Source organism: Leisingera sp. S232 (genome assembly GCF_049800895.1).
Lineage (GTDB): Bacteria > Pseudomonadota > Alphaproteobacteria > Rhodobacterales > Rhodobacteraceae > Leisingera.
The window spans coordinates 129,855-154,372 of record NZ_JBNAFX010000005.1 but is presented as its reverse complement, the minus strand read 5'-3'; the positions used below and the strand labels follow the sequence as shown (position 1 = coordinate 154,372).

Here is a 24,518-nt window from a genome sequence, read left to right as displayed (position 1 = left end):
TAAATCTATGGCCAATCCTCTGGCAAAGGTTCAGACCAACAACGTGCCGCTCGGCATCCTGCTGATGATTGGCGCAACCATTGTGTTTGCGCTGCAGGACGGCATCTCGCGCCATCTGGCGGGCACCTACAACACTTACATGGTTGTGATGGTGCGGTATTGGTTCTTTGCCGCCTTCGTGGTGTTTCTGGCTGCCCGCGCACCGGGCGGAATAAAAGAGACGGCCCGCACCGACCAGCTGTGGCTGCAGATCTTTCGCGGCGTGTTATTGGTCGGCGAAATCTGCATCGCCGTCTATGGTTTCACCGTGCTGGGCCTGATCGAAAGTCAGGCGGTGTTTATCTGCTATCCGCTGCTGATTGCCGCGCTGAGCAGCCCGCTTCTGGGCGAGAGCGTCGGCTGGCGGCGCTGGGCCGCCATCGGTGTCGGCCTGATCGGGGTGCTGATCATTCTGCAGCCTGGCATGGGCGTGTTTAACCCGGCGGCTGTTATTCCTTTTGTCTCGGCCCTGATGTTTGCGGTTTACGGCCTGTTGACGCGCTACGCCGCACGCCAAGACAGCACCGCCACCAGTTTTTTCTGGACCGGGATTGCGGGCATGGTGTTCATGACAGCTATCGGCATCTGGTTCTGGGAGCCGATGAGCCAGGGCGACTGGTTCTGGATGGCGCTGCTGTGCGTTTCCGGCGTGACCGGCCACTGGCTGCTGATCAAATGCTATGAGATGGCCGAGGCCAGCGCGGTGCAGCCATTTGCCTATTTCCATCTGATCTGGGCCGCGATGCTGGGCATGGTGGTGTTCAGCGAGGTGATCCGCGCCAATGTGGCCATCGGTGCCGGGATCATCATTGCGGCGGGCCTGTTCACCCTATGGCGCGAACGCGTGAAGGGTTGAGCCCGTTAGTTCCTTGGAAAAGGCAACAGGCAGCGGAGTCTTGCCCAGCCGCGCCCGATAGACCGGCAGGCTTTCGGTCACGCGCATCACGTAATTGCGGGTCTCATTAAAGGGGATATGCTCGATCCAGTCGATGATGTCGGGGGTTCCATCGCGAGGATCTCCATAGCGTTCCATCCAGGCTCTGGGGCGGTGAGGGCCTGCATTATATCCGGCTGCCATCATCACGACATTTCCGTTGAAGTCGCCGGCCAGCCCGGCCAGATATGCGGCGCCCAGCTTGGCATTGTAGTCCCATTCCGTTGTCAACCGCGACGTCTTGTGGTTTGCCAGTATCCCCAGCTGGGTCGCCACCAGCGTGGCGGTTGCCGGCATCACCTGCATCAATCCGCGCGCGCCCGCGTGGCTGATCACTGCTGGATCAAATTCGCTTTCGCGCCGGGCGATCGCCAGTGTCATCTCCTCTGCCATCGGCAGTTGCCGCTTGGCGACCGGGTGCAGCGGGTAATACGCGCTCTCAAGCTCTATTCCGCTGCGGGCCGCGCGCTTTGAGATCATTACAGCCAGATGCGGCTGGCCCAAATCCACCGCCATTTTTCCCAGCTGCCGGGCCTGATCGGGGGGCAGGGTCTCGACCAGATGCGTGAAGAAACGCTCGGCCAGTGCCATTTCTCCGGCCTGCAGCAACAACAGACCGGCTTCAGCCACCGAGGTTCGCATGAAATTCGCCTTGCGCCAGTCCGGCAAGGAGGAGGGGGTGGCCAGTTCCGGGGCAAAGGGGCGGCCAAGCTTCTCTGCTGCCAGCAACCCGTAGAAAGATGTCTGGTAGTCTGCGCCTTTGGCATAGGCCTCATGCGCCTTGTCGGCCTGTCCCATCTCGGCATAGGCGCGGCCCAGCCAATAGCCGCCGCGGCCCAGCGAGATCGGGGTTTCGACAGAGGCCAGAAACCGCCGGAAATGCACCGAGGCCAGTTCCGGGTCGCGCAGCTTGCGCAGGGCGATGTAGCCAGCCAGCCATTCGCAGTCTGAATACCCGTAGCCGTCTTCAGGCGCGGAGAAATGATAAGCAGCCAGCTGGTAGGCGCGTTCATATGCCTTGTCGCGCATAAGCTGCCGGGCCAGATCCCGGCGGCGGCGCAGCCATTTTCCGGGCTCGCCCAGCCGTTCGGCACTGGTGCTGCGTTCCATCATCATGCTGATGGCACCGTCCTGCAGCCGCTTGCGGTCGCGCCAGGCAAAGCGGTCATAGGCGAGGCCCGCAGCCCCTTTCAGGCGGGCAGGAACCGCAGCGATTTTGCCATCGACGCCGGGCGCGCCTTCTTGCAGGGCAATACGGGCTTCTGCCAGTTTGCGCTCGTCCTTGGACACCAGCAGAAGCATCCGTTTGGAACTGACCAGATGGTTGTCCCACAATAACCTGTCCAGCCTGGCTGCATGATGCGGTTTCAAGAGTTTGGAGAACGCGCGCAGGTAATCCTTCTGGATAGCGCTTCCCATCGCCATGGTCCGCCAAGCCAGAACGATCTCTGCTTCGCCTTCGCCGCGCTGTCCGGACGCAATCAACGCCCTGCCCAGGCTCAGCGCGCCTTCGGCGGTTTGTGGCCGGGCGTCGGCATAGAAGTCCAGAACGATGCTATGGCTCCCGCTGGCGATTGCGTCTTCGTTCTGGCGTCGCAAGTAGGCCAGCCCGGGCCAATCCGGACGGCGTTTCAGAAAGGCCGTGACGTCGCCGGCCGATCCCAACCCGGCTCTCAGCCGGTGCCATTCAATGATGTCGCGCGCCACGCTGTTCTGTCGTGCGGCCTCGCGCGCTGCCTGGTCCCATTTTTCCGACCGCATCAGCGCAAGGGCACTGCCCAATTCGCGCGCTTGCGCCGACGTGCCGGGCAGGGCTGCCGCAATCAGCAGAATTAAGACCAGAATGCGTGTCATCTCTTGCAATTTCCAGCGGACCGGGGATAGAGGCATGAACGTTACTCATTGGCGTGCCGGTATCAACTCAAATTCCCGGCATTCCGCATCTTGACGGCGGCGGATTGCCGCCTGCACCTGCAGCGAAGGGAGCGTGCTCATGTTCAAAGGCTCTATGCCAGCACTCGTTACCCCGTTTTCGAACGGCGAGCTGGATCTGGATGCGCTCAAACGTCTGGTGGAGTGGCAGATCACCGAAGGTTCGACCGGGCTGGTGCCGGTTGGCACCACCGGTGAAAGCCCGACCCTGACTCATGAAGAGCATGAGAGGGTGATCGCGGAAACCGTAAAGGCAGCGGCCGGCCGGGTGCCGGTGATCGCGGGTGCGGGCTCCAACAATACGGTCGAGATGATTCGCTTTGTCGAGTTTGCCCAGACCGTTGGTGCCGACGGCGCCCTGGTTGTGACCCCTTATTACAACAAGCCGACCCAGCGCGGGCTTCTGCAGCATTTCACTGCAGCCCATGACTGCGCCGATATCCCGATCATCATCTACAATATCCCGGGGCGCTCGATTGTCGATATGACACCGGCCACCATGGGCGCGCTGGCCAAGCTGCCGCGCATCGTAGGGGTGAAGGACGCCACCGGTGACATCGCCCGCGTCAGCCAGCAGCGCGCATCCTGCGGTGCGGATTTCATCCAGCTGTCGGGCGAGGACGCCTCTGCGTTGGGTTTCAACGCCCATGGCGGCGTCGGCGCCATCTCGGTCACTGCCAATGTGGCACCGCGCCTGTGCGCGGAGTTCCAGGCCGCAACCCTGGCGGGGGACTATGCCAAGGCGCTGGGCTATCAGGACCGCCTGATGCCCCTGCACGAGGCCATTTTCATGGAGCCGGGTGTGGCGGGGGCAAAATATGCCCTGTCGAAACTGGGTATGTGCTCACAAGAGGTCCGTTCGCCGCTAACCACGCTGGAAGACAGCACAAAGGCAGCCATTGACGCGGCCATGGGGCATGCAGGCCTGCTGTAAACCGCAGCGCCTATTCAATCAGCAAGGGCGGCCTCCGAGGGAGCGCCGCCCTTTTTGCTTCTTTCTGGTTCGAAATACCCCGGGGTGAATTGCCCCGCAGGGGCAAGAGAGGCTGGCCCCTCCTTTCCGGTCACTGCAGGCACAGCCGGGTTAGGATCCGCATCAGGTTTCCGGTTCTGAATCTGCGATCTGCGGTGCCGCCTGCCAGCGCCGTTAAACCCCAGCGGAATGTCTTCTGCGTCGTTGATGGGCCTCGCAGCCGTTGATCTGTGAGGTGTGCAATGTCACCGCCGCTATGCGGCCTTACTCCAGAGGCTTTCCGCTTCGAAGTTTGTCTGCTCCGGCATCGGCTGAAACTGGTCGGAGACGGTAGTGATTTCATTGTAGTGCGGGCGCGGCCTGTTCCTTTGTTGATGACATCAGGAACAGCACAAGGGGGCGCTGGCGCCGCCAGAAGAATGTATCTGAAACAAAACGGGGCGCCGCATCGGGCGCCCCGGAGACTGTCAGCGTTTGCCGTAATATAGGCCGACCACATGTTCCGCCTGGGCAAAGAACAGCCAGCGCGAGGTGGCGACACCGGCCAGATGCGACAGCACTGCAAGGGCGGCAAATATATGTTTGATCACCATACCCTCAACCGGGGCCAGGATCAGCAGAAGCGGCAGTGCAAAACCAAGGACAAAGGCAATCATCCGCAGCTTCTGCGCGTGTTTGCGGCCCACCACATGCACAAACTCGCGCAAGAGGTAGTTGGAGCCGGTGTGCGGCGGCTCAAACGCCCGCACTGCGCCGCGATCCCCCAGACCGGTTGCGGTGCCGATATCGGTGCCCGAGGTTTCCAGCGCCTTATCGCCCTTGGCCCAATAGGCGAGCTGCACTGCACCTGCGATGGCCAGGAGCCAGGGGGCCGCGGTCTCGGCACCGGCCAGCAGCGCGCCGCCTGCCAGGCTGTAGGAAAGGAAAACGGCCGGAGTCAGCTCCATGTTCCAGCGCGGGATGGTCTTCAGCTGGGTGTAGATCATCGAGGTGGTAAACACGGTGGCCAGGCTGAGTGCTGCGCCGATCCAGCCCAGCAGGGTCCAATGGCTGTCCATGAAGATCGCGCCAAGCGCATAGAGTCCCATGACAGTCAGCGCCCCAACTGCGCAGACGCCCTCGCGGCTGAGCCAGCTGGTTTTCCACTGGGTGAAGGCCCGCCAGGCGCGTTCCGGATGGCCCAGGTGGAAGGTAGAGGCCAGGAGGCCGCCGCAGGCCAGGCCAAAGGCGATGGCATAAAAGACAAGGGCCACTGTCCCGGTTACCGCAGGCTGGCCGAGGCCCAGGAAGAATAGCAGTCCGAAGCCCAGCCCCGACAGGGTGGTGAAGATGATGACTGAGGGTGCGGGGTGCATTAGTGCGCTCCTCCCGGAAGTTTGTCGAGAGCTTTGTCCAGCCAGCCCATGAAGCCTTGCGGCTCCTCAGCAACCGGTGCCAGCAGCGGTGCGAGGATGTCGATTTCCTCTTCGATCGTATCCTTGGGGCGGGGTGGCAGGTATTTGTTGACCGGCTTGGTTCCCATCTCAGGCATCAGGTCCATGCCGCCGCGCTCTGCCACCAGTTTGGAGACATCGCTGTCGGGATCGCCCAGATCGCCAAAATGGCGGGCGCCTGCGGGGCAGGTCCGCACGCAGGAGGGGACGCGGTCCACCTCTGGCAGGTTTTCATTATAGATCCGGTCAACGCAAAGGGTGCATTTCTTCATGACACCCTCGGCCAGATCCAGTTCCCGTGCGCCATAGGGGCAGGACCAGGCGCAGAGGCCGCAGCCGATGCAATGGTCCTCATTGACCAGCACGATGCCGTCTTCGACACGTTTATAGCTGGCGCCGGTGGGGCAGACGGTAACGCAGGGCGCATCCTCGCAGTGCAGGCAGGACTTGGGAAAATGGACCAGCTGTGCCGCCGGGGCGGGCTGGCTGCTGCAAGGCGTTGGCTGTACCTCGTAGGAATGCACCCGGTTCAGGAATGTGCCAGACGGGTCGCTGCCATAGGGGTCCTGATCGCTGAGCGGCGCGCCATAGTTTTCCGTGTTCCAGCCTTTGCAGGAGATCACACAGGCATGGCAGCCGACGCAGGTGTCCAGATCGATGACCAGGCCCATTTTGCGGTCTGTGGAGTTGGGGAGCTGGGTCATTTCAGCATACCTCTGCGATAGGGGTGAGGGCAGGCTGGGGCGCTGCCCCAGACCCCGGGATATTTTTCGCCAGAAGAAGAAGCCGGGTCATTTGCCCACCTTCCATTTCAGTTCTTTCGGGCCAGTGCCGACAGGCGACTCCTGGGCCGGGAAGGCGGGTTGGCTTTCCTGCAAATCTGCCGGTGCGGCAGCCTTTTCGATTTTGACCTTGAGATCGAACCAGGCGGCCTGGCCGGTGATCGGGTCCGAGTTGGCCCACCGCATGCCGTCGCCCTTGGGTGGCAGCAGCTCGTGGATCAGGTGGTTGAGCAGGAAGCCTTTGGTGGCCTCCGGCGCATCTTCCTCCAGTGCCCAGGCGCCTTTGCGTTTGCCGATGGCGTTCCAGGTCCAGACGGTGTTGTCATTCAGCGCCGCCATTTCCATCACCGGCACGGTGATCGACCCATGCGGTGAGGTGACCTTGGCCCAGTCGCCGTCCTGCAGGCCGTTCTCGTGCATCAGCTTGGTTGGTACATAGAGCGGATTGCGACCATGCAGCTGGCGCAGCCAGGCGTTCTGGGTGCCCCAGGAGTGATACATTGCCATCGGGCGCTGGGTCAGCGCGTTGACGGTGAAACCCTCGTTGCCTTGCTGATCGGTCTCATACCAGATCGGCAGCGGGTCCATCACGTCCTTCACGCGCTGGCGCAGATGATCCGGGGGCTGCCGGTCGCCGTGGCCTTCGGCGGCGAGCTGGAATTTGCGCATCGGCTCGACGTAAAGCTGGAACAGATAGGGCTGCGGGCTGTCATAAATGCCCATGTCCACGGCCCAGTCCTGGTAGGCTGTGTTCCAGGGTTTGTAGTAATCCGCACCCGCCGGGATGTGGGCCACATGGAAGCCGCCGTTTTCGATATACTGGTTCAGCTGTTCGGGGTTCACTTCGCCGCGGCCGGTTTTGCTGCCGTCGGTGCCGCGGAAACCGGACAGCGGACCAATTCCGGGTTTGCGCTCGTGGTTGACGATATAGTCGGCGTAATCCTGCCATTTGGCGCTGCGGTCCTCATTGGTGAAGCCCGGCAGCTTCATCCGGTTGGCCAACTGGACCAGCACTGTCTGGAAGCCGCGCACATTGCGGTCCGGCTCGATCACCGGCCAGCGGATGGCATCGGCTGCTGCGTCCGCCTCGCAGATCGGCCGGTCCAGCAGCGAGATGCAGTCGTGGCGTTCAAGATAGGTGGTGTCGGGCAGGATCAAGTCGGCAAAGGCCACCATTTCGGAGCTGTAGGCGTCCGAGTAGATGATATGCGGGATCTTGTAGTCGCCGTTTTCATCCTTGTCGGTCAGCATCTCCATCACACCTTTGGTGTTCATGGAGGAGTTCCACGACATGTTGGCCATATACATGAACAGCGTGTCGATCTTGTAGGGGTCGCCCGCATGTGCGTTGGAAATCACCATATGCATCAGCCCGTGGGCCGACATCGGGTTTTCCCAGGTGAACGCCTTGTCGATCCGCGCCGGGCTGCCGTCTTCTTTCAGTGCCAGATGTTCCGGTCCGCGGACAAAACCCAGGTGCGGGCCGTCCAGCGGGGCGTCGGGCGTGGCCTTGCAGTGGGGGGTCGGATGGGCCTCGACCGGCTTGGGGTAGGGCGGTTTGAAGCGGAAGCCGCCGGGAACCTCAACCGTGCCCAAAAGGATCTGCAGCACATGCAGGGCGCGGCAGGTCTGAAAGCCGTTGGCATGTGCCGACACGCCGCGCATCGAATGCATGGAGACCGGGCGACCGGTCATCTTGGTGTGTTTTTCGCCGCGGAAATCGGTCCATTCGACGTCCAGCTCAAACGCTTCGTCAAAGGCGACGCGGGCCAGCTCACCGGCAATGGCGCGGATACGCTTGGCCGGGATACCGCATTTGTCTGCGATGGCTTCGGGCGCGTATTCCTCTGCCAGGTAGCGTTCGGCCATCTGATGGAAGACCGGGCGGTGGGTGATGCCGTCTTTTTCATACACTGCCGCCAGATCGGGCCGCACGCCGGGCTGGTCAAACGGTGTCAGCTTGCCGGTGTTGCGGTCGATGACCAGCATCTTGCCGTCGTCGTCGCGCAGGAACAGGCCTTTGTCCGGCCCTTCAGAGGCGTTCACCAGAACCGGTGCATTGGTGTAGCGGCTGAGATAATCGAGGTCGATCTTGCCGGCCTTCATCAGCACGTGGATCATCGACAGGATGAACAGCCCGTCGGTGCCCGGCGTGATGCCAACCCATTCATCTGCGATCGCGTTGTAGCCTGAGCGGATCGGATTGACCCCGATCACCCGCGCGCCGCGTTTTTTGATCTTGCCCAGTCCCATCTTGATCGGGTTGGAATCGTGATCCTCGGCGACGCCGAACAGCATAAACAGTTTGGTGTGGTCCCAGTCGGGCTGGCCGAACTCCCAGAAGGCGCCGCCCATGGTGTAGATGCCTGCCGTCGCCATATTGACCGAGCAGAAACCGCCATGCGCCGCATAGTTCGGGGTACCATAGCTTTGCGCCCAGAAACTGGTGAAGCTTTGGGACTGGTCGCGGCCGGTGAAAAACGCCAGTTTTTCGGGCGCCTCGTGGCGGATTGGCTCCAGCCAGCCCACCGCAATCGCCAGTGCCTCGTCCCAGGTGATTTCCTTGTACTGGCCGGAGCCGCGCGGGCCGGTGCGCATCATCGGCGCCTTCAGGCGCGATGGCGCGTTGACCTGCATGATGCCGGCTGACCCTTTGGCGCAGAGCACGCCCTTGTTCACCGGGTGATCGCGGTTGCCTTCGATATAGGCAACCTTGCCGTCCTTCATGTGCACGTTGATGCCGCAGCGGCACGCGCACATGTAGCAGGTTGTTTTTCGCACCTCATCGGATACGGCGGGTGAAGTTTCCACCCGGGGTTGCTGGAATGTCATCTGGCCTCCCTTCTGGTTTCCCTGATCAGGTCAATAGTTCGATCCCCGCCAGGATCAGCCCGGCAATGAACAAAGTTTCGACGATGATCAGGGCTATGGCCGCGCTTCCGACGGCCAGAACCTGTTTCAAGTTTGTTTTCATTCCCACCGCCGCAATGGCGGTGAGCAGCAGCCAGCGCGACGACTGGCTGAGGAATTCGGTGACGCTCGGCGGGATCACACCAAAGGAGTTGATTCCGGCCAGCACGAGGAATGCCAGCACGAAGCCCGGCAGGATCGGCGGGCGTTTGCCGTCTTTGGGCAGCTCGGCAAAAGAACGGATCATCAGCGAGGCGACCAGCACGATCGGCGCCAGCATGGCGACCCGCATCAGCTTGACCAGGGTGGCAGTGTCGCCGGTCTGCTCGGAAATCGAGAAGCCCGCGCCCACCACCTGCGCAACGTCATGGATCGTGCCGCCCAGGAACACACCGGCCTGAAGCGAATTCAGCTCCAGTAGGTTCACCAGGATCGGATAGGCAATCATCGCGATGGTCGACAGCACGGTGACGCCCATCACGGTAAAGATCAGACGTTCCTCAGACCGTTCATCGCGGGGCAGGATGGCGCTGATCGCCATCGCCGCGGATGCGCCGCAGATGGCGACTGAACCGGCGGTCAGAAAGGCAAAGCGCCACTTGTGGCCAAAGAACCGTGCCACTGCCAGGCCAAAGCCGATGGTGGCAATCACGCCGCCGACAACCAAGGCGATCAGGTCCCAGCCCAGGCCCATCATCAACACCATCGACACCCGCACCCCCAAGAGCGCAACCCCCAGCCGCAGCAGCGAACGGGCGGAAAAGGCGATTCCGGGCACGGTTTTGCCCTCTTCGCCCAAAAAGCTGACGGCAATGCCCAGAAGCAGCGCCAGCAGCATGGCAGGCGTGGCATAATGTTCCGCCAGGAACTGGGCGGTAATGGCAACAATGGCTGACACTGCGACGCCCGGCAGAAGCTGGCTCAGCTTCTCTTTCAGGGCGCCTGATTGCAGCGATGCGACAGTGGTTGAGATGGACATGACAGGAAACCTTGGATGCATTTTATTAGGAGTGGCTGCTGACGAGCATTGGCTGGTCCTGTTGGTGTTGCGGGCGACCGTATGACGGAATGCCTCTATTTGGGAATAGTGTTCTGCGGGGGCTTTGGCTTTTGGAACATATGTTCAAACTTCTGGATGCTTGATGTTTGCTGCCTGCAGGATGGTGACAGCGATGATCTGGGTCACATCCTCGGCGCTGCAGCCGCGCGACAGGTCGTTAGCGGGCTTGGCCAGTCCCTGCAGAACCGGGCCGATGGCGGAGTAGCCGCCCAGGCGCTGAGTGATTTTGTAGCCGATGTTGCCTGCATCCAAATTCGGGAAGATCATCACATTGGCTTGGCCTGCAACGGCTGATCCAGGGGATTTACGCTCCCCCACCGAAGGGACAAAGGCCGCATCGAACTGCAGTTCGCCGTCGGCTTGCAGGTCTGGGTGCGCGTCCTGGAACAGTCCCAGGGCTTCGGTCACCTTGTCTACCGCCGGGTGCTTGGCGCTGCCCTTGGTTGAAAAGCTGAGAAATGCCAGCTTTGGATCTGTGCGCAGCAGTGCGTTGGCTGATTGGGCCGACGCAGCGGCAATGGAGACCATCTCGGCAGGTTTGGGATCAATCACAAGGCCGCAGTCGGAATAGAGCATCGCGCGGGCGCCTGCTGGCGCTCCCTCCGGCGGATACATTAGAAAGAAGGAGGAGATCATGCCCGCATCCGGCGCCATGCCGATTACCTGAATGGCGCTGCGCACCACGTCACCGGTAGTGTGCACGGCGCCGCCGACAGTGCCGGTCGCGTGGCCCAGACGGACCAGCATCGCGGCATAGACCAGCGGCGTTTCTGCTGCAGCGCGGGCTTTGGCTTCGTCCACGCCCTTGTGCTTGCGCAGTTCATAGTATTCGGCGGCAAAACGGGCGGTCAGATCGGAGGTGGCAGGGTCGTGGATCGCAATGCCATCGCTTGCTGCAGAGTCTTCGGCTTGCAGCGCGGCTTCGACCTCGGCCTGCGGGCCGACCAGAATTACGTCGGTGATTCCGGCCTGATGCGCGGCTAAAGCGCCTGCCACCACACGAGGGTCGGTGCCCTCGCTTAGCGCAATAACAGGGCGGGTGGCCGGGGCTTCGGCCCTGAGCAATTCGAGCGGAGACAAGGTATGGGTCACGGGCGTGCGTCCTGTAACAGTGGTTTCGGGGCAGGGCGCGGCAGTCAGAACGCCAGCCGTGCAATATTGATGAGCGACAGTGCGGTCAGCATCAGCACCACCGCGCGGCGGAACAGCGTTTGCGAAACCGCCTGGAATGTCAGGGACCCGGCCCAGATGCCGAGGCCCAGAATGGGAAAAGCCAGCAAGATGCCGGTCAGGGTTTGTGGCCCCACCAGCCCGTTTGCGGCCATCACCGGCAGCGCCATGACGTCGATGCCGGTCAGAAATACGATCATCGTGGCGCGAAACACCGCAGGTGCGACCGGTTGGGCGGTCAGAAAGGCCGCTGCGACAAGGCCGCCGACACCGGCGCTGTTGGCAATGCCCGACAGCGCACCAACGCCTGCTGTAGCGTTGCGCCCGACGGGGCGGCTCATTTGCCAGCCGCTCAGCAGGATCAGGCTCAGCACCAGGATCAGGCATGAGATCGCCAGCCTGGCCTCATATTCTCCCAGCCGGGCCATGATGGCGATGGCAGGAACAGTGGCAATTGCGGCGCCTGCCAGCAGGGCAAAGGCGCGGCGCCAGTCGATATGCGGGCGGATGCCGCGTGCCTGAAAGCCAGTCATGGCGATTTCGCAGGAAAACACCACCGGGATCAGCGGCAAAGGATTGGTGATCAGTGCCGCCAGGATGATGAAGATCGCGGAAAAACCGAAGCCGGAGAAACCCCGGATGAGGGCCGCCGCGAATAACGCGGCGGCCAGAAATGCCCCTTGGCCAGTGGATAGGTCAAAGGGCAGTTCCACAGTCTCAGACTTTCTGCGGACGCATGTCGTCCTTGCTGATGCCTGCAACCTGCACCGGCTTCTTCATCGCGTCGCGGCGGAAGGGTTCACCCAGTTCCTGGTTGATCATCGCTTCGATCAGGGTGGTGATGCCTTTTTTCTGGTCTTCGCAGGCCTGACGCAGGGCGTCGGTCAGCTCGTCCTGAGTGCGGGCAATCACACCTTTCAGGCCGCAAGCATTGGCGATACCGGCATAAGACACCTGTGTGTCCAGCTCGGTGCCGACAAAGTTGTCGTCGAACCACAGGGTGGAGTTACGCTTTTCCGCGCCCCACTGGTAGTTGCGGAAGACAACCTGGGTCACGGCGGGCCATTCTTCGCGGCCAATTGCGGTCAGTTCGGTCACTGCGATGCCAAAGGCGCCGTCGCCGGAGAAACCAACGACCGGAACGTCCGGGCAGCCGATTTTCGCGCCGACAACCGCCGGCAGGCCGTAGCCGCAGGGGCCGAACAGGCCAGGGGCCAGATATTTGCGGCCTTCTTCGAAGGACGGGTAGGCGTTGCCGATGGCGCAGTTGTTGCCGATGTCGGAGGAGATGATCGCATCCTTCGGCAGACCTGCCTGGATCGCACGCCATGCACGGCGCGGGCTGAGCCAGTCAGGCTTGGCAGCGCGGGCACGTTCGTTCCAGGTGGTGCCGGGATCGTCCTGCTCGCTGTCCATCGAGGACAGTTCCTGCGCCCAGGCGGATTTGGTGTGCGAGATCAGCGCTTTGCGCTCGTCGCGGCCCTCATCGCCTGCGGTGCCGGAGAGTTTCTCGAGGATGGTGTCTGCAACCTGCTTGGCGTCGCCGACGATGCCGACAGTGACTTTCTTGGTCAGGCCGATGCGGTCCGGGTTGATGTCGACCTGGATGATTTTCGCGTCGGTCGGCCAGTAGTCGATGCCGTAGCCCGGCAGGGTCGAGAACGGGTTCAGTCGGGTGCCGAGGGCCAGAACGACGTCCGCCTTGGAGATCAGTTCCATGCCTGCCTTGGAGCCGTTGTAGCCCAGCGGGCCGGCAAACAGCGGGTGGGTGCCGGGGAAGGCGTCGTTGTGCTGGTAGCCAACGCAGACCGGTGCGTCCAGGCGCTCGGCCAGAGCCATCGAGGAGGGGATTGCGCCGCCGATGACAACGCCGGCACCGTTCAGGATGACCGGGAATTTTGCGTTCGACAGCAGCTCAGCCGCTTCGTTCACGGCGTCGATGCCGCCTGCGGGGCGTTCAAAGTCGACAACGGCAGGCAGATCGATGTCGATAACCTGGGTGAAATAGTCGCGCGGCACGTTGATCTGGGCCGGCGCAGAGTTGCGCTTGGCCTGCATGATCACACGGTTCAGAACCTCAGCCATACGGGAGGGATCGCGGACTTCTTCCTGGTAGCAGACGCAGTCGGCAAACATGCGCATCTGTTCCATTTCCTGGAAACCGCCCTGACCCATGGTCTTGTTCGCGGCCTGCGGGGTGACCAGCAGCAGCGGGGTGTGGTTCCAGTAAGCGGTTTTGACAGCGGTCACAAAGTTGGTGATGCCGGGGCCGTTCTGGGCGATCATCATCGACATCTTGCCGGTGGCGCGGGTATAGCCGTCGGCCATCATGCCGCCGGAGCCTTCGTGGGCGCAGTCCCAGAAGGTGATGCCTGCAGGCTCGAAGATATCCGAGATCGGCATCATTGCCGAGCCGATAATGCCAAAGGCATGCTCGATGCCGTGCATCTGCAAGGTTTTGACGAAGGCTTCTTCGGTGGTCATTTTCATGGCGGGTTCTCCTGAATGAGACGCGGAATTCCCCCGGGCGCACTGCCGGGAATTGACACTGGTTTAGGGGGCCGGTGCAGACCGGGTTAGGGCCAGTTATGAAACCCGGATAGATCCAAAATCGGATCTGAAAAAACAGCACCTCTGGATTTTCGCATTATCATCAGTCAGTCACAGCGTAAGAGTACCGAGGCACAGTGTCTCGATAGTTGATACTAAAAGTATCATTTTTCATAGGTATTCGCGAATCGGAGGTGTCACCCCTGGTTCAGCGCCTTGGCCAGCAATGCCAGTCCGGGCTCGATTCGGGTGGCGGGAATTGAGGAGTAACCCAGCCGGTAAAAGTTCTGCTTGCGGTGTTCAGCGGCAAAGAACGGGGCGCCAGGTTCAATAATGACACTCTTCTCCTTGAGCCGCTCGGCAACAGCGGTGGCATCGACATTCTCTGGGGCCTGCATCCACAATGCCGAGCCGCCAAAGCTGCCGACGCCGGCAATGGTCAGCTCATGTTTGCGGATGGCATCTTCGATAACCGCGCGGCGGTCGTGCAGGACCTTGGCAGTCCGGCGGATCTGGGCGTCGTAATGTCCGAGCGACAGGAAATAGGCGACGGTGCGCTGCACGTGCCCTGGCGGGTGCCGCAGCACGCTGGCGCGCAGGGCACGGGCCTGGCGGATGAAAGGCTCTGACCCGACCAGATAGCCCAGCCGCAGCCCCGGAAACAGCGATTTTGAAAAACTGCCGGCGTAGATCACCCGCCCCTCGGTGTCGAGCGACTTTAGCGAAGGCGAAGGAGCGCCTAGGAAAGACATTTCGAATTCGTAGTCGTCCTCGACGATGACCGCGTCGATGTCGCTGGCTCGCTGCAGCAGCTTTTTGCGCCGTTCCATGGGCATTGTGAAGGTTGTTGGGCTTTGGTGGCTGGGGGTGCAGAAAATCACGTCGGTGTCCTGCGAAACCTGTTCAGGGGGCAGCCCGGCCTCATCCACCGGGATACAATCCACCTGACACTTGGTCTGCACAACCTGATCCCGGAGCGTGTAGTAGGCAGGATCTTCCACGGCGGCCCGCCGTCTGCGGTTCAAAAGCAGCTGGCAGGTAATCCAAAGAGCATTCTGTGCCCCCAGGGTAATCAGAATCTCCTCTGGTCGTGCGGTTATTCCGCGGCGCGGGAGAGTATGCCGGGCGATATACTCCAGCAGCAGCGGGTCGTCCTGGTCAAAATAGTCATTGGCCAGCGCAGAAAAATCTTTCTGCCCCAGGGCGCGCAGCGCGCACAGGCGCCAGTTGGCATGGTCAAACAGTGACGCATCCGCCTGCCCGTAAATGAAGGGATAGCGATAGTCGCGCCAGTCCTGCGGTTTGCGCGGGGTGTCCCCGCCGGTAAAGCTGCGCGCCATCGCCTTGCCCCAGTCCACCATGTCACCGGATTTTTGCTGCGGCGTATAGGAAGGCGGTACCGGCGCGTTATCTGAAACGAAATACCCGGACCGTCCGCGCGAGGTCAGATAGTCATTGGCCAGAAGCTCCGTGTAGGCCAGTGTCACCGTGATCCGGCTGATACCGAGATGTGCTGCCAGCTTGCGCGAGGACGGCAGCTTTTCTCCGACCCGGAACCGGCCGGAAAGAATGCCTTCGGCAATCATCTCCTGGATCTGGGCTTGCAGAGTGCCTTGGGCGTCCGGATTCAAGAAAAAAGTGTCAACAGAGATTGCCATGCCCATCACCTTAGGGTGGACTTAAATCGGGTGCAATCTGGACTTAGGGCCAGTTTGGAGGAAACTGCTGCCTGCTGTGGCTGCAGGGGGGGCAAGTGAGTGCGCTGTTGCGGAGCTGCATCCGATGAAACGCATGGCGGAGGCCAGGAACCTGCCGAGGCGGGGCTGCTGCACTTGCCGGACCGATCCCGCTTGGTGACGGACGTGTTGATGGCAGCCGACAGAGGTGCCCGTGTCCAGCTGCGGTGATCCGTGCAGGCGGGTTTCAAAAGAAAAACGCCCCGGAAAATCCGGGGCGCAGTTTGGTCGTCCGACAGGGAGAGGGTGTCAGCCGAATACTTTGGTCAGGGCCTTGTCGACCGCGTCGCAGATCGCGTCGATGTCGTCAGCTGTGGAGATCAGCGCAGGGCTGAAGCACAGGGTGTTGTTGCGGCCTGGCAGCGAGCGGTTGGTGGCGCCGATCAGCACACCCAGGGCGCCGCATTCTGCCACGACTGCGCCAACCTTGGCTTCTTCGACCGGTTCCTTGCTGGTGCGGTCGGAGACCAGCTCCAGGCCCTGGAACAGGCCGATGCCGCGCACGTCGCCGACAACGCTGTGCTTTTCCTGCAGCGCCAGCAGGTTCGCCTTCATGCGCTCACCCATGGCAACGGTGTTGTCCAAGAGGTTCTCATCTTCGATGATGCGCATGTTTTCCAGCGCCGCCGCCGGGCCTGCGGTGCAGCCACCGAAGGTGGAGATGTCGCGGAAGTAGTTCAGCGGGTCAGTCGGGTCGGTCTTGAACATGTCAAAGACTTCTTCGGTGGTGACCATGCAGGCGATTGCCGCATAGCCCGACGCAACGCCTTTGGCCATGGTGACGAAATCGGGCTCGATGCCGAACTGCTGGTAGCCGAACCATTTGCCTGTACGGCCCACGCCGCAGACCACTTCGTCGATGTGCAGCAGCACATTGTACTGTTTGCAGATCTCCTGAACCCGCTCCCAGTAACCTTCGGGTGCTTCGATCACGCCGCCGCCAGCGGTGATCGGCTCCAGGCACAGCAGGCCAACGGTTTCCGGGCCTTCGCGCAGGATGACCTCTTCGATCTGGTTGGCGCAGGCGATGCCGAACTCGCGGCCCGACAGATGCTCCAGACCCAGCTCGTGCTTGCGGTATTCCATGCAGTGCGGAACCTTGACGAAGTCAGGTGCAAAGGGACCGTACTGGGAGTTGCGCTGCTCGTGGCCGCCGGCGGACATGGTCGCCAGGGTGGAGCCATGGTAGTCGCGGTCGCGGTACAGGATTTTGGTTTTCTTGCCGTCGTATTTCTTGTGCGCCAGCTGACGCACCATTTTGAACACCTTCTCGTTCGCCTCGGAACCGGAGTTGGTGTAGTAGACGCGGGACATGCCGGGCATCTTGCTGATCAGTTTTTCAGCAAACAGCGCGCCGGGGATGGAGCCTGCGGTCTGGGCGAAGTAGCAGATTTTCATCAGCTGGTCGCGGACGGCATTTGCGATCTGCTCGCGGCCATAGCCGACGTTGACGGTCCAGACGCCGCCGGACACCGCGTCGATGTATTCCTTGCCGTTCTGATCCCAGACCCGGATGCCCTTGCCCTCGACAATGATGCGGGGGTCGTTTTCTTCAAAGGGTTTGTGCTGGATCAGGTGATGCCAAACATTTGCTTTGTCGGCCTCGACCACGCGGGAGAGATCGTTTTCTTTGAACGTGCCGTCCATGACATGTCCTTTCGGCGTTAGAAGTGAATAAAGCTGCCTGTCAGCCTACATTGGCTTTGAGGCGTATTATGTACCAGAAACGTCAGTTCCGTGTAATTCGTTAGGGCCAGAGCATGTGCTTGCTTAAGTCCAGCGTGGTCTGTTTCGGGCGGCAGGCTGATACGATTTAAAAAAACATTTGTTTGCAATTTGACTTGTTGAGATCGGGCGTTCTGTCGAGCCAGACTGTGCAAACCCGGGCCGCCTGTTGCGGCTGGGCAGGCCAAAAAGGAGAGGGCCAGTGGCTGAGTTCACTCTGATGGTGGCGCCAAACGGCGCCCGGCGCACAGGCGCGGAGCATCCGCAGCTGCCGGTGACCCCAGTGCAAACAGCCCGGACCGCCGCAGCCTGTTTTGCTGCAGGCGCCGGGGCGCTGCACCTGCATGTTCGGGATGATGAGGGGCGTCACTCGCTGGATCCGGGGCGCTACCGCGAAGCTATTGATGCGGTGCAGGAAAGCGCGCCGGGGATGGCGGTGCAGATCACCACCGAAAGCGCCGGCATCTATGATCCGGCAGCTCAGCTCGGCTGCTTGGAGGCGCTGCGCCCACATGCAGCTTCGATCTCGGTGCGGGAAATGGCGCGTGATCCGCAGTTGGCTGCATGTGCCTATGCGCTGTGTCTGGAGACTGGCACGCGCGTGCAGCATATCCTCTATGGCCCTGGCTGCATTGCCCGGTTGAAGGCCTGGTATATGGACGGCACGGTACCGGACAGCATGCGCGATGCCATCTTTGTTCTGGGCACATACACCCCGCCGGTTCTGGCGCGGCCCGAAGGATTGGCTGCTTTCCGTGACGCAACGGCAGAATTGCGCCTGAACTGGACTGTCTGCGCCTTTGGCCGCAACGAGCACGCCTGTCTGCTGGCTGCGGTGGCTGCAGGCGGGGATGTGCGAATCGGATTTGAGAATAACATTGAAACACCGGAGGGCGGGCTGCTGGCAGACAATGCTGCGTCGGTTGCGGCCTTCGTTCAGGCCGCGCGGGACGCAGGCCATCGTCTCAAGGAGAACTGAACATGTCTCATGTCTTCCCACGCCACACCAGGGCTGCACTGCCCGCCGCCGTTTCCGGCGATGGCTGCTATCTGATCGACGCAGACGGCAAGCGCTACTTTGACGGCTCTGGCGGTGCTGCGGTGTCCTGCCTTGGCCATTCCGACGCAGATGTCATCAAGGCGGTGCAGGATCAGGTCGGCAAATTGGCCTTTGCCCACACCGGTTTCCTCACTTCGGGACCTGCCGAGGAACTGGCAGACCTGCTGGTCGCCCAGGCGCCGGGAGATATTGACCGGGTGTATTTCGTATCCGGCGGCTCAGAGGCGACCGAGGCGGCGATCAAACTGGCCCGCCAGTATCACCTGGAACGCGGTGAGCCGCAGCGCCGACACCTGATTGCCCGCAAGCAAAGCTATCACGGCAACACCCTTGGGGCCCTGGCCGCTGGCGGCAACGCATGGCGCCGCGCCCAGTTTGCGCCGCTGTTGATCGAAATCTCCCACATCTCGCCCTGCTACGAATACGTTGGCCGGACAGAGGCAGAGAGCAGCTACGGTTACGGTCAGCGGGTGGCAAACGAACTGGAGGAGGAAATCCTCCGCCTAGGCCCGGAGACCGTGATGGCCTTCATGGCGGAACCGGTGGTCGGTGCGACCGCTGGCGCGGTTCCGGCGGTTGAGGGCTATTTCAAGCGCATCCGCGAGATTTGCGACCAGTACGGCGTTCTGCTGATCCTGGATGAAGTGATGTGCGGCATGGGCCGTACCGGCCATCTGTTTGCTTGCGAAGCAGACGGTGTGGCGCCTGATATCCTGTGTATCGCCAAGGGCCTGGGGGCGGGTTACCAGCCGATTGGCGCCATGCTTTGTACCAAACAGATCTACGATGCGATTGAACGTGGCTCCGGCTTCTTCCAGCACGGGCACACCTATATCGGTCACCCGGTTGCCACTGCTGCCGGTCTTGCCGTGGTCAAGGCTATGTTGGAGCGCGGTCTGGTGCAGCGCTGCGCGGACATGGGAGAAAAGCTGCAAGCAGCGCTGGAGGCGCGCTTTGGCCAGCATCCTAATGTCGGCGACATCCGTGGCCGCGGATTGTTCCGCGGGGTGGAGCTGGTCGCCGACCGCGCAACCAAGGAACCTTTCGACCCTGCGCTGGGGCTGGCTGCCGGGATCAAGAAGGCCGCGTTTCAGGCCGGGCTGATCTGCTACCCGATGTCCGGTACCCGCGACGGCAGAAACGGCGACCACATCCTGCTGGCACCGCCTTTCATAATCACCGATGAACAGATCACCGAAGTCGTGGACAAGCTGGAAGCCGCTATCACCCAGTGCCTGCCGAACAGCTAATCAGTCTTATCGCAATTCAGTTTCAGCGGCGCCAAGCTGCTCCAGAATACTGGTGTAATTCTCAATGCCCTGGGCACCGGTCACCAGGTGACGGCCGTTGAACACCATGGCGGGAACCCCGCGGATGCCTTGGCCCACCCAAAACGCTTCGCGCTGACGCACGCTGTCGGCGTGTTTGCCGCTTTCCAGTGCCGCCCGCGCCTCTGAGCCGTCCAGCCCGAGGCTGTCGGCCGTTTCGATCAGAACGCCCACGTCGGAAATATCCCTGCCATCGGTGAAATAGGCCTGCAGCAGCGCCTGTTTCATGGGATGACCCTTGCCGCGTTCTTCGGCCCATTCGATCAGCTGATGCGCCTGGAATGTGTTGTAGATCCGCATGCCGGCAAAGAAATTGAAGGTGAACCCTAAAGCCTCCCCCAGTTCCGTCAGCTGCGCCCGGACCTGCGCCGATTGCTCTGCAGTGCTGCCATATTTGGCTGCCAGATGCGCGCGCAGGTCTTCACCTTCGGGCGCCATGTCCGGGTTCAGCTCAAACGGCTGCCAATGGACATCCAGTGATACACCCGCACGGCGGGCGGCAAAGGCCAGCTGACTGTATCCCGCGGCGCACCAGGGGCAGACCACATCCGAGACGATGTCTACGCGCAGCACCGGAAGGCTGGAAGTATCCGCCATGAGGGAGTGTCCTTGTTATCTGTATGTTGCGCTGAAGATGGGGGCGAAGTGACCGCAGTGCAACCAGGCGCGCGCCGGTACCGATGGGCCGGGCGATGACTTCACTGCAGGTTTTCTGGCAATGGTTCAGGAACTGGGCCTGCTGGCGGGCTGGTGTGGGCCTGCTGTGGACTGCGGCAGTGAGACCCATGGGTGCAGAAGATCTGGAAGCCTGGCTGCGTTGCGCCGTGCAAGCTGCGGCAGCGGCAGTTTCGTGCTGCGGAGCAAACCTGTTTTGTGCGGCGGGACCAGGCAGCTGACGCCGACCGCTCTCTTTAGTGGCCGAGTTTCGCGGCCTCTTGTGCGAGATTTTCGATGGCGTGCCAGTTTCCTGTTTGGACGAGGTTTTTGGGGGCCACCCAGCTTCCGCCTGCGCAGGCCGTGTTGGACAGGGCGAGGTAGCTTGCGGCATTGGTGGGGGTGATGCCGCCGGTCGGGCAGAAGGAGATTTGCGGCAGGGGGGCGCCGATCGCTTTGAGTGCAGGAACGCCGCCGGAAGCCTCGGCCGGGAAGAACTTCTGCATGTCATAACCGCGTGCGAGCAGTCGCATGGCTTCAGAGGCAGTGGCCGCACCGGGCAGGAGCGGCAGGCCCGCCTGCTCGCAGGCGGCAAGCAGCTCCTCGGTGGCGCCGGGGGAGACACCGAATTGCGCTCCTGCTGCCACGGCAGCCTGCACGTCATCCGGTGTGATCAGCGTGCCGGCGCCGACCACACCGCCGGGCACTTGGGCCATTTCGCGGATCGCGTCCAATGCCGCGGGTGTGCGCAGGGTGACTTCCAGTGCAGGCAGGCCGCCTGCCACCAGCGCTTCGGCCAGTGGCTGGGCATGGGCGGAGTCTTCGACGACCAGCACCGGGACAATCGGCGCCAGGCTGCAGATTTCACGGGTGCGGCGGCTGGCCTCGGAAGGGTGGATCGGCATCGGTCAGTCTCCAAACACACTGGCGCCTTCGTCGGCTGAGGCAACCGAGCGGCGGAACAGGGAAAACAGTTCACGGCCTATGCCGTGCTGGTATGTGCTGAGATCGGCGGTGGCAGGGTCGCGCTCCATCGCCGATTCAGTCAAAACTTCCAGGGTGCCTTGCACGGCATCAAGCCGCAGCAGGTCGCCGTCTCGAATCCGGGCAATTGGACCACCATCGAGGGCCTCAGGCACCACATGGATCGCAGCGGGGATCTTGCCGGAGGCGCCGGACATTCGCCCGTCGGTGACCAGAGCCACCTTCTGGCCACGGCCTTGCAGGATGCCCAAGAATGGCGTCAGGCTGTGCAGTTCCGGCATGCCGTTGGCTTTGGGACCCTGAAACCGCACGACGATGATTACATCGCCGGTCAGTTCACCTGCCTTGAAGGCGGTCTTGGCCTCTTCTTGGTCGTGAAACACCCGGGCCGGGGCTTCGATCACCTGATGCTGTTTCGCAACTGCTGACACCTTAATGACGGCGGTGCCGAGATTGCCGGTCAGCCGTTTCAGGCCTCCGGTTTTCTGAAACGGCGCATCTGCTGGGCGCAGGACTGCGTCGTTCAGGCTTTGGCCCGGGCCGGGGCGGAAAGTGAGGCCGTCTGCTGACAGGAAGGGTTCCTGCGTGTAGTGTTCCAGCCCTTCGCCCGCGACTGTCCTTGTGTCCGGATGCAGAAGGCCTGCCTTCAGCAGCTCGGCAATCATGAAGCCCAGCCCGCCTGCTGCGTGGAAATGGTTCACATCCGCCAGACCGTTGGGATAGACCTTGGCCAGCATCGGCACGGCTTCAGACAGATCCGCAAAATCCTGCCAGTCCAGGATGATGCCGCCTGCCCGTGCCATGGCGATCAAGTGGATCAGCAGATTGGTGGAGCCGCCTGTCGCCATCAATCCGACGATGCCGTTGGCATAGGCCTTCTCGTCCAAAATGTCGCAGACCGGGGTGTAGCTGTTGCCAAGCGCACTGAGAGACAGCGCACGCTTTGCGCCCTCCATTGTCAAGGCTTCACGCAGGGGCGTGCCAGGGGTGACGAAGGAGGAGCCGGGCAGGTGCAGCCCCATAAATTCCATCAGCATCTGGTTGGTGTTGGCGGTGCCATAGAAGGTGCAGGTGCCGGGGCCGTGATAGGCGGCCATTTCCGCCATCAGGAGTTCTTCGCGGGATATTTTTCCAGCCGCGAATTTCTGGCGGATCTGCGCCTTTTCGTCATTGGCCAGGCCGCTGGTCATCGGGCCTGCAGGCAGGAATATTGCCGGGATATGGCCAAAAGCCTGGGCCGCGATCACGAGGCCGGGGACGATTTTGTCGCAGACGCCAAGAAACACAGCCGCATCAAAAACATTGTGGCTCAGTGCGATGCCCGCGGCCATGGCGATCGCGTCGCGGGAAAACAGGCTGAGCTCCATTCCTGCCTCACCCTGGGTGACCCCGTCGCACATGGCAGGTACTCCGCCTGCTACTTGTGCGGTGCCGCCTGCCAGGCGCACTGCATCGCGGATCAGAGCGGGGTAGGTTTCAAACGGCTGATGCGCCGACAGCATGTCATTGTAGGCAGTGACGATCCCCAGGTGCCCCGTTGTCGCCTGGGCCAAAGCTTGCTGGTCTGTGCCAGAGGCGGCATAGGCATGGGCCTGGCCGGAGCAGCTGAGATGAGCCCGGGCCGGTCCTTTGCCGCGGGCGGCCCCCATCCGATCTAGATATCCTGCGCGCGTGACCTCGCTGCGAAGTATGATGCGCTCTGTCACGGCGGCCAGTGTGGAATTCAAGGTCATGATCTGCCTTTGTTGCAAGCTGCGAGGGCGGGCGTGAGGTGAAACATGCTAGGCTCCGATACCGCGCCAGCGCCGCCCGTCGCGGTGGATCAGCAGGAGAGAGTCATCAGGACCGGCGCTTCCCTTGTCATAGAGTTGCGGCGTGTCGCCTATGTCCTGCCAGTTGGTGATGATGGGATCGGCCCAGGCCCAGGCAGCTTCGACTTCGTCGCCGCGCATAAACAACGTCTGATTGCCGCGGATCACATCCATGATCAGGCGTTCATAGGCATCCTGCGGACGCCCCGAGTCCGGCAGCTCTTCGGCAAAGGTCATATCCAGGTTGGCGCCTGTCAGCCGCATGCCGCCGGGGCCGGGGTCCTTGATGGTGGTTTTCAGCGTGATGCCTTCATCTGGCTGCAGCCGGATCACCAGCACATTCCCATGCACCGGGCCGGAGCCTTCGAAAATGTTGTGCGGTGGATCGCGAAAGTAGACCGCAATCTCGCTCACTCTTTCGCGCAAGCACTTGCCTGTCCGTAAATAGAAGGGGGTGCCGGCCCAGCGCCAGTTCGCCACGTCCACTTTGAGCGCGATATAGCTTTCGGTGCGGCTGGCCGGGTTGCCTGCGTGATCGCGGTAACCATCGCCGTCCTTGCCGCGGTATTGGCCGCGGGCAATGCAGGACTGTGGCACCGGGCGCAGCGCCTCGATGACCTTGACCTTCTCGTCTCGCACTGAGTTCGGTGTGAACTGCGCGGGGGGCTCCATCGCGGTCAGGCACAAAAGCTGCATGAGGTGGTTCTGGACCATGTCTCTCATGGCGCCGGACTTGTCATAATAATCGCCGCGCCCTTCGACCCCGATGCTTTCCGCCACAGTGATTTGAACGTGGTCAATATGCGACGAATTCCAAAGCGGTTCGAACAGCGAATTGGCAAAGCGCAGCGCCATCAGATTCTGCACGGTTTCCTTGCCCAGATAATGGTCGATCCGGTAGATCTGCCGTTCCTCGAAATGCTCCCGCAGCGCGGCGTTCAAGGTTCGTGCCGTGGTCAAGTCGTGACCGAATGGTTTTTCCAGAACGATCCGGCTTGTTGATGTGGCAATGCCAGTTTCGCTTAGATGGCGGGCTATATCCGTGAACAGGGATGGAGCAACCGACAGATAGAATGCCCGAACCACGTCATCTCGCAGTTTTTCCCGCAGGTTGTCCCAGCCTGCGTCACCACGTGCGTCCACGGCGGCATAGTCCAGAAGAGCTGTGAAAGCAGAAATCTCTTCGGGGGTGCTTTCCACATTCTGGCCGAACTCGCGGATCGCATCGGCTGTCTGGCTTCGGAACGTTTCTGCCGTCAACTCGCTGCGAGACGAGCCGATGATCCGGCAGTCTGTGTTGAACTGGCCGATTTGAAACCGATGGAACAAGGCCGGCAGTATTTTGCGGCGTGCCAAGTCGCCAGTGGCGCCAAACAGCACGAGATCAAAGGGTTCAACTGGAATGACGCGGGAAACCATTGATATTACATCGCTGTT

At 61.6% G+C, this 24,518-nt stretch carries 18 protein-coding genes; 4 read left to right on the top strand and 14 right to left on the bottom strand.

Going from position 1 to position 24,518, the window contains the following annotated elements; all coding sequences use genetic code 11:
* Positions 1-7 precede the first annotated feature (7 nt).
* Complete coding sequence (locus tag ACP151_RS06140) at positions 8-895, top strand: DMT family transporter (protein ID WP_424977981.1); 888 nt, start codon at positions 8-10, stop codon at positions 893-895.
* Here the strand turns inward: ACP151_RS06140 and ACP151_RS06135 are convergent.
* Entirely contained in the window at positions 869-2,827 is a 1,959-nt protein-coding gene (locus ACP151_RS06135) for a lytic transglycosylase domain-containing protein (RefSeq protein ID WP_424977980.1), read from the bottom strand. The genes ACP151_RS06140 and ACP151_RS06135 overlap by 27 nt on opposite strands.
* Positions 2,828-2,966: 139 nt before the next feature.
* Between ACP151_RS06135 and dapA the strand changes: the two genes are divergently transcribed.
* Complete coding sequence (gene dapA / locus ACP151_RS06130; protein WP_424977979.1) at positions 2,967-3,839, top strand: 4-hydroxy-tetrahydrodipicolinate synthase; 873 nt, start codon at positions 2,967-2,969, stop codon at positions 3,837-3,839.
* Between the two features lie 506 nt (positions 3,840-4,345).
* Here dapA and ACP151_RS06125 read toward each other — a convergent pair.
* From ACP151_RS06125 to ACP151_RS06085, 9 genes are all read right to left on the bottom strand, one after another.
* The gene (locus ACP151_RS06125; protein WP_424977978.1) at positions 4,346-5,233 is read right to left on the bottom strand and encodes a dimethyl sulfoxide reductase anchor subunit family protein; all 888 of its coding nucleotides are present in this window, start codon (positions 5,231-5,233) and stop codon (positions 4,346-4,348) included.
* Entirely contained in the window at positions 5,233-6,015 is a 783-nt protein-coding gene (locus ACP151_RS06120) for a 4Fe-4S dicluster domain-containing protein (protein ID WP_424977977.1), read from the bottom strand. The genes ACP151_RS06125 and ACP151_RS06120 overlap by 1 nt, the downstream gene beginning before the upstream one ends.
* A gap of 87 nt (positions 6,016-6,102) precedes the next feature.
* Positions 6,103-8,925 (bottom strand): molybdopterin oxidoreductase family protein, encoded by a 2,823-nt coding sequence (locus tag ACP151_RS06115; protein ID WP_424977976.1) that lies wholly within the window; start codon positions 8,923-8,925, stop codon positions 6,103-6,105.
* 25 nt (positions 8,926-8,950) lie between these two features.
* On the bottom strand, positions 8,951-9,982 hold the full coding sequence (locus tag ACP151_RS06110) for a YeiH family protein (protein ID WP_424977975.1): 1,032 nt from the start codon (positions 9,980-9,982) through the stop codon (positions 8,951-8,953).
* A 144-nt stretch (positions 9,983-10,126) separates the two neighbouring features.
* Positions 10,127-11,155, bottom strand: coding sequence for a phosphate acetyltransferase (gene pta / locus ACP151_RS06105; protein WP_424977974.1), 1,029 nt, complete (start codon positions 11,153-11,155; stop codon positions 10,127-10,129).
* A gap of 44 nt (positions 11,156-11,199) precedes the next feature.
* Positions 11,200-11,946, bottom strand: coding sequence for a TSUP family transporter (locus ACP151_RS06100; protein WP_424977972.1), 747 nt, complete (start codon positions 11,944-11,946; stop codon positions 11,200-11,202).
* Positions 11,947-11,950: 4 nt separating this feature from the next.
* Entirely contained in the window at positions 11,951-13,723 is a 1,773-nt protein-coding gene (gene xsc, locus ACP151_RS06095; protein WP_424977971.1) for a sulfoacetaldehyde acetyltransferase, read from the bottom strand.
* A gap of 257 nt (positions 13,724-13,980) precedes the next feature.
* Positions 13,981-15,441, bottom strand: coding sequence for a PLP-dependent aminotransferase family protein (locus ACP151_RS06090; RefSeq protein ID WP_424977970.1), 1,461 nt, complete (start codon positions 15,439-15,441; stop codon positions 13,981-13,983).
* 327 nt (positions 15,442-15,768) lie between these two features.
* Positions 15,769-17,166: an aspartate aminotransferase family protein gene (locus tag ACP151_RS06085; protein WP_424977969.1), complete on the bottom strand. Its 1,398-nt coding sequence runs from the start codon at positions 17,164-17,166 to the stop codon at positions 15,769-15,771.
* A gap of 280 nt (positions 17,167-17,446) precedes the next feature.
* Between ACP151_RS06085 and ACP151_RS06080 the strand changes: the two genes are divergently transcribed.
* Positions 17,447-18,223 carry a 3-keto-5-aminohexanoate cleavage protein gene (locus tag ACP151_RS06080; protein WP_424977968.1) on the top strand — a complete coding sequence of 259 codons (777 nt, stop codon included), beginning with the start codon at positions 17,447-17,449 and terminating at the stop codon, positions 18,221-18,223.
* A 2-nt stretch (positions 18,224-18,225) separates the two neighbouring features.
* Entirely contained in the window at positions 18,226-19,554 is a 1,329-nt protein-coding gene (locus ACP151_RS06075; RefSeq protein WP_424977967.1) for an aspartate aminotransferase family protein, read from the top strand.
* Between the two features lie 6 nt (positions 19,555-19,560).
* Here ACP151_RS06075 and ACP151_RS06070 read toward each other — a convergent pair whose 3' ends face one another.
* The 4 genes from ACP151_RS06070 to zwf form a co-directional block, all read right to left on the bottom strand.
* Entirely contained in the window at positions 19,561-20,229 is a 669-nt protein-coding gene (locus ACP151_RS06070) for a DsbA family oxidoreductase (protein ID WP_424977966.1), read from the bottom strand.
* Between the two features lie 314 nt (positions 20,230-20,543).
* Positions 20,544-21,191: a bifunctional 4-hydroxy-2-oxoglutarate aldolase/2-dehydro-3-deoxy-phosphogluconate aldolase gene (gene eda / locus ACP151_RS06065; protein ID WP_424977965.1), complete on the bottom strand. Its 648-nt coding sequence runs from the start codon at positions 21,189-21,191 to the stop codon at positions 20,544-20,546.
* Positions 21,192-21,194: 3 nt separating this feature from the next.
* Positions 21,195-23,003 (bottom strand): phosphogluconate dehydratase, encoded by a 1,809-nt coding sequence (gene edd, locus ACP151_RS06060; RefSeq protein ID WP_424977964.1) that lies wholly within the window; start codon positions 23,001-23,003, stop codon positions 21,195-21,197.
* A gap of 48 nt (positions 23,004-23,051) precedes the next feature.
* A complete protein-coding gene (gene zwf, locus ACP151_RS06055) occupies positions 23,052-24,500 on the bottom strand; it encodes a glucose-6-phosphate dehydrogenase (RefSeq protein WP_424977963.1) in 1,449 nt (482 codons plus the stop codon).
* Positions 24,501-24,518: the final 18 nt, after the last annotated feature.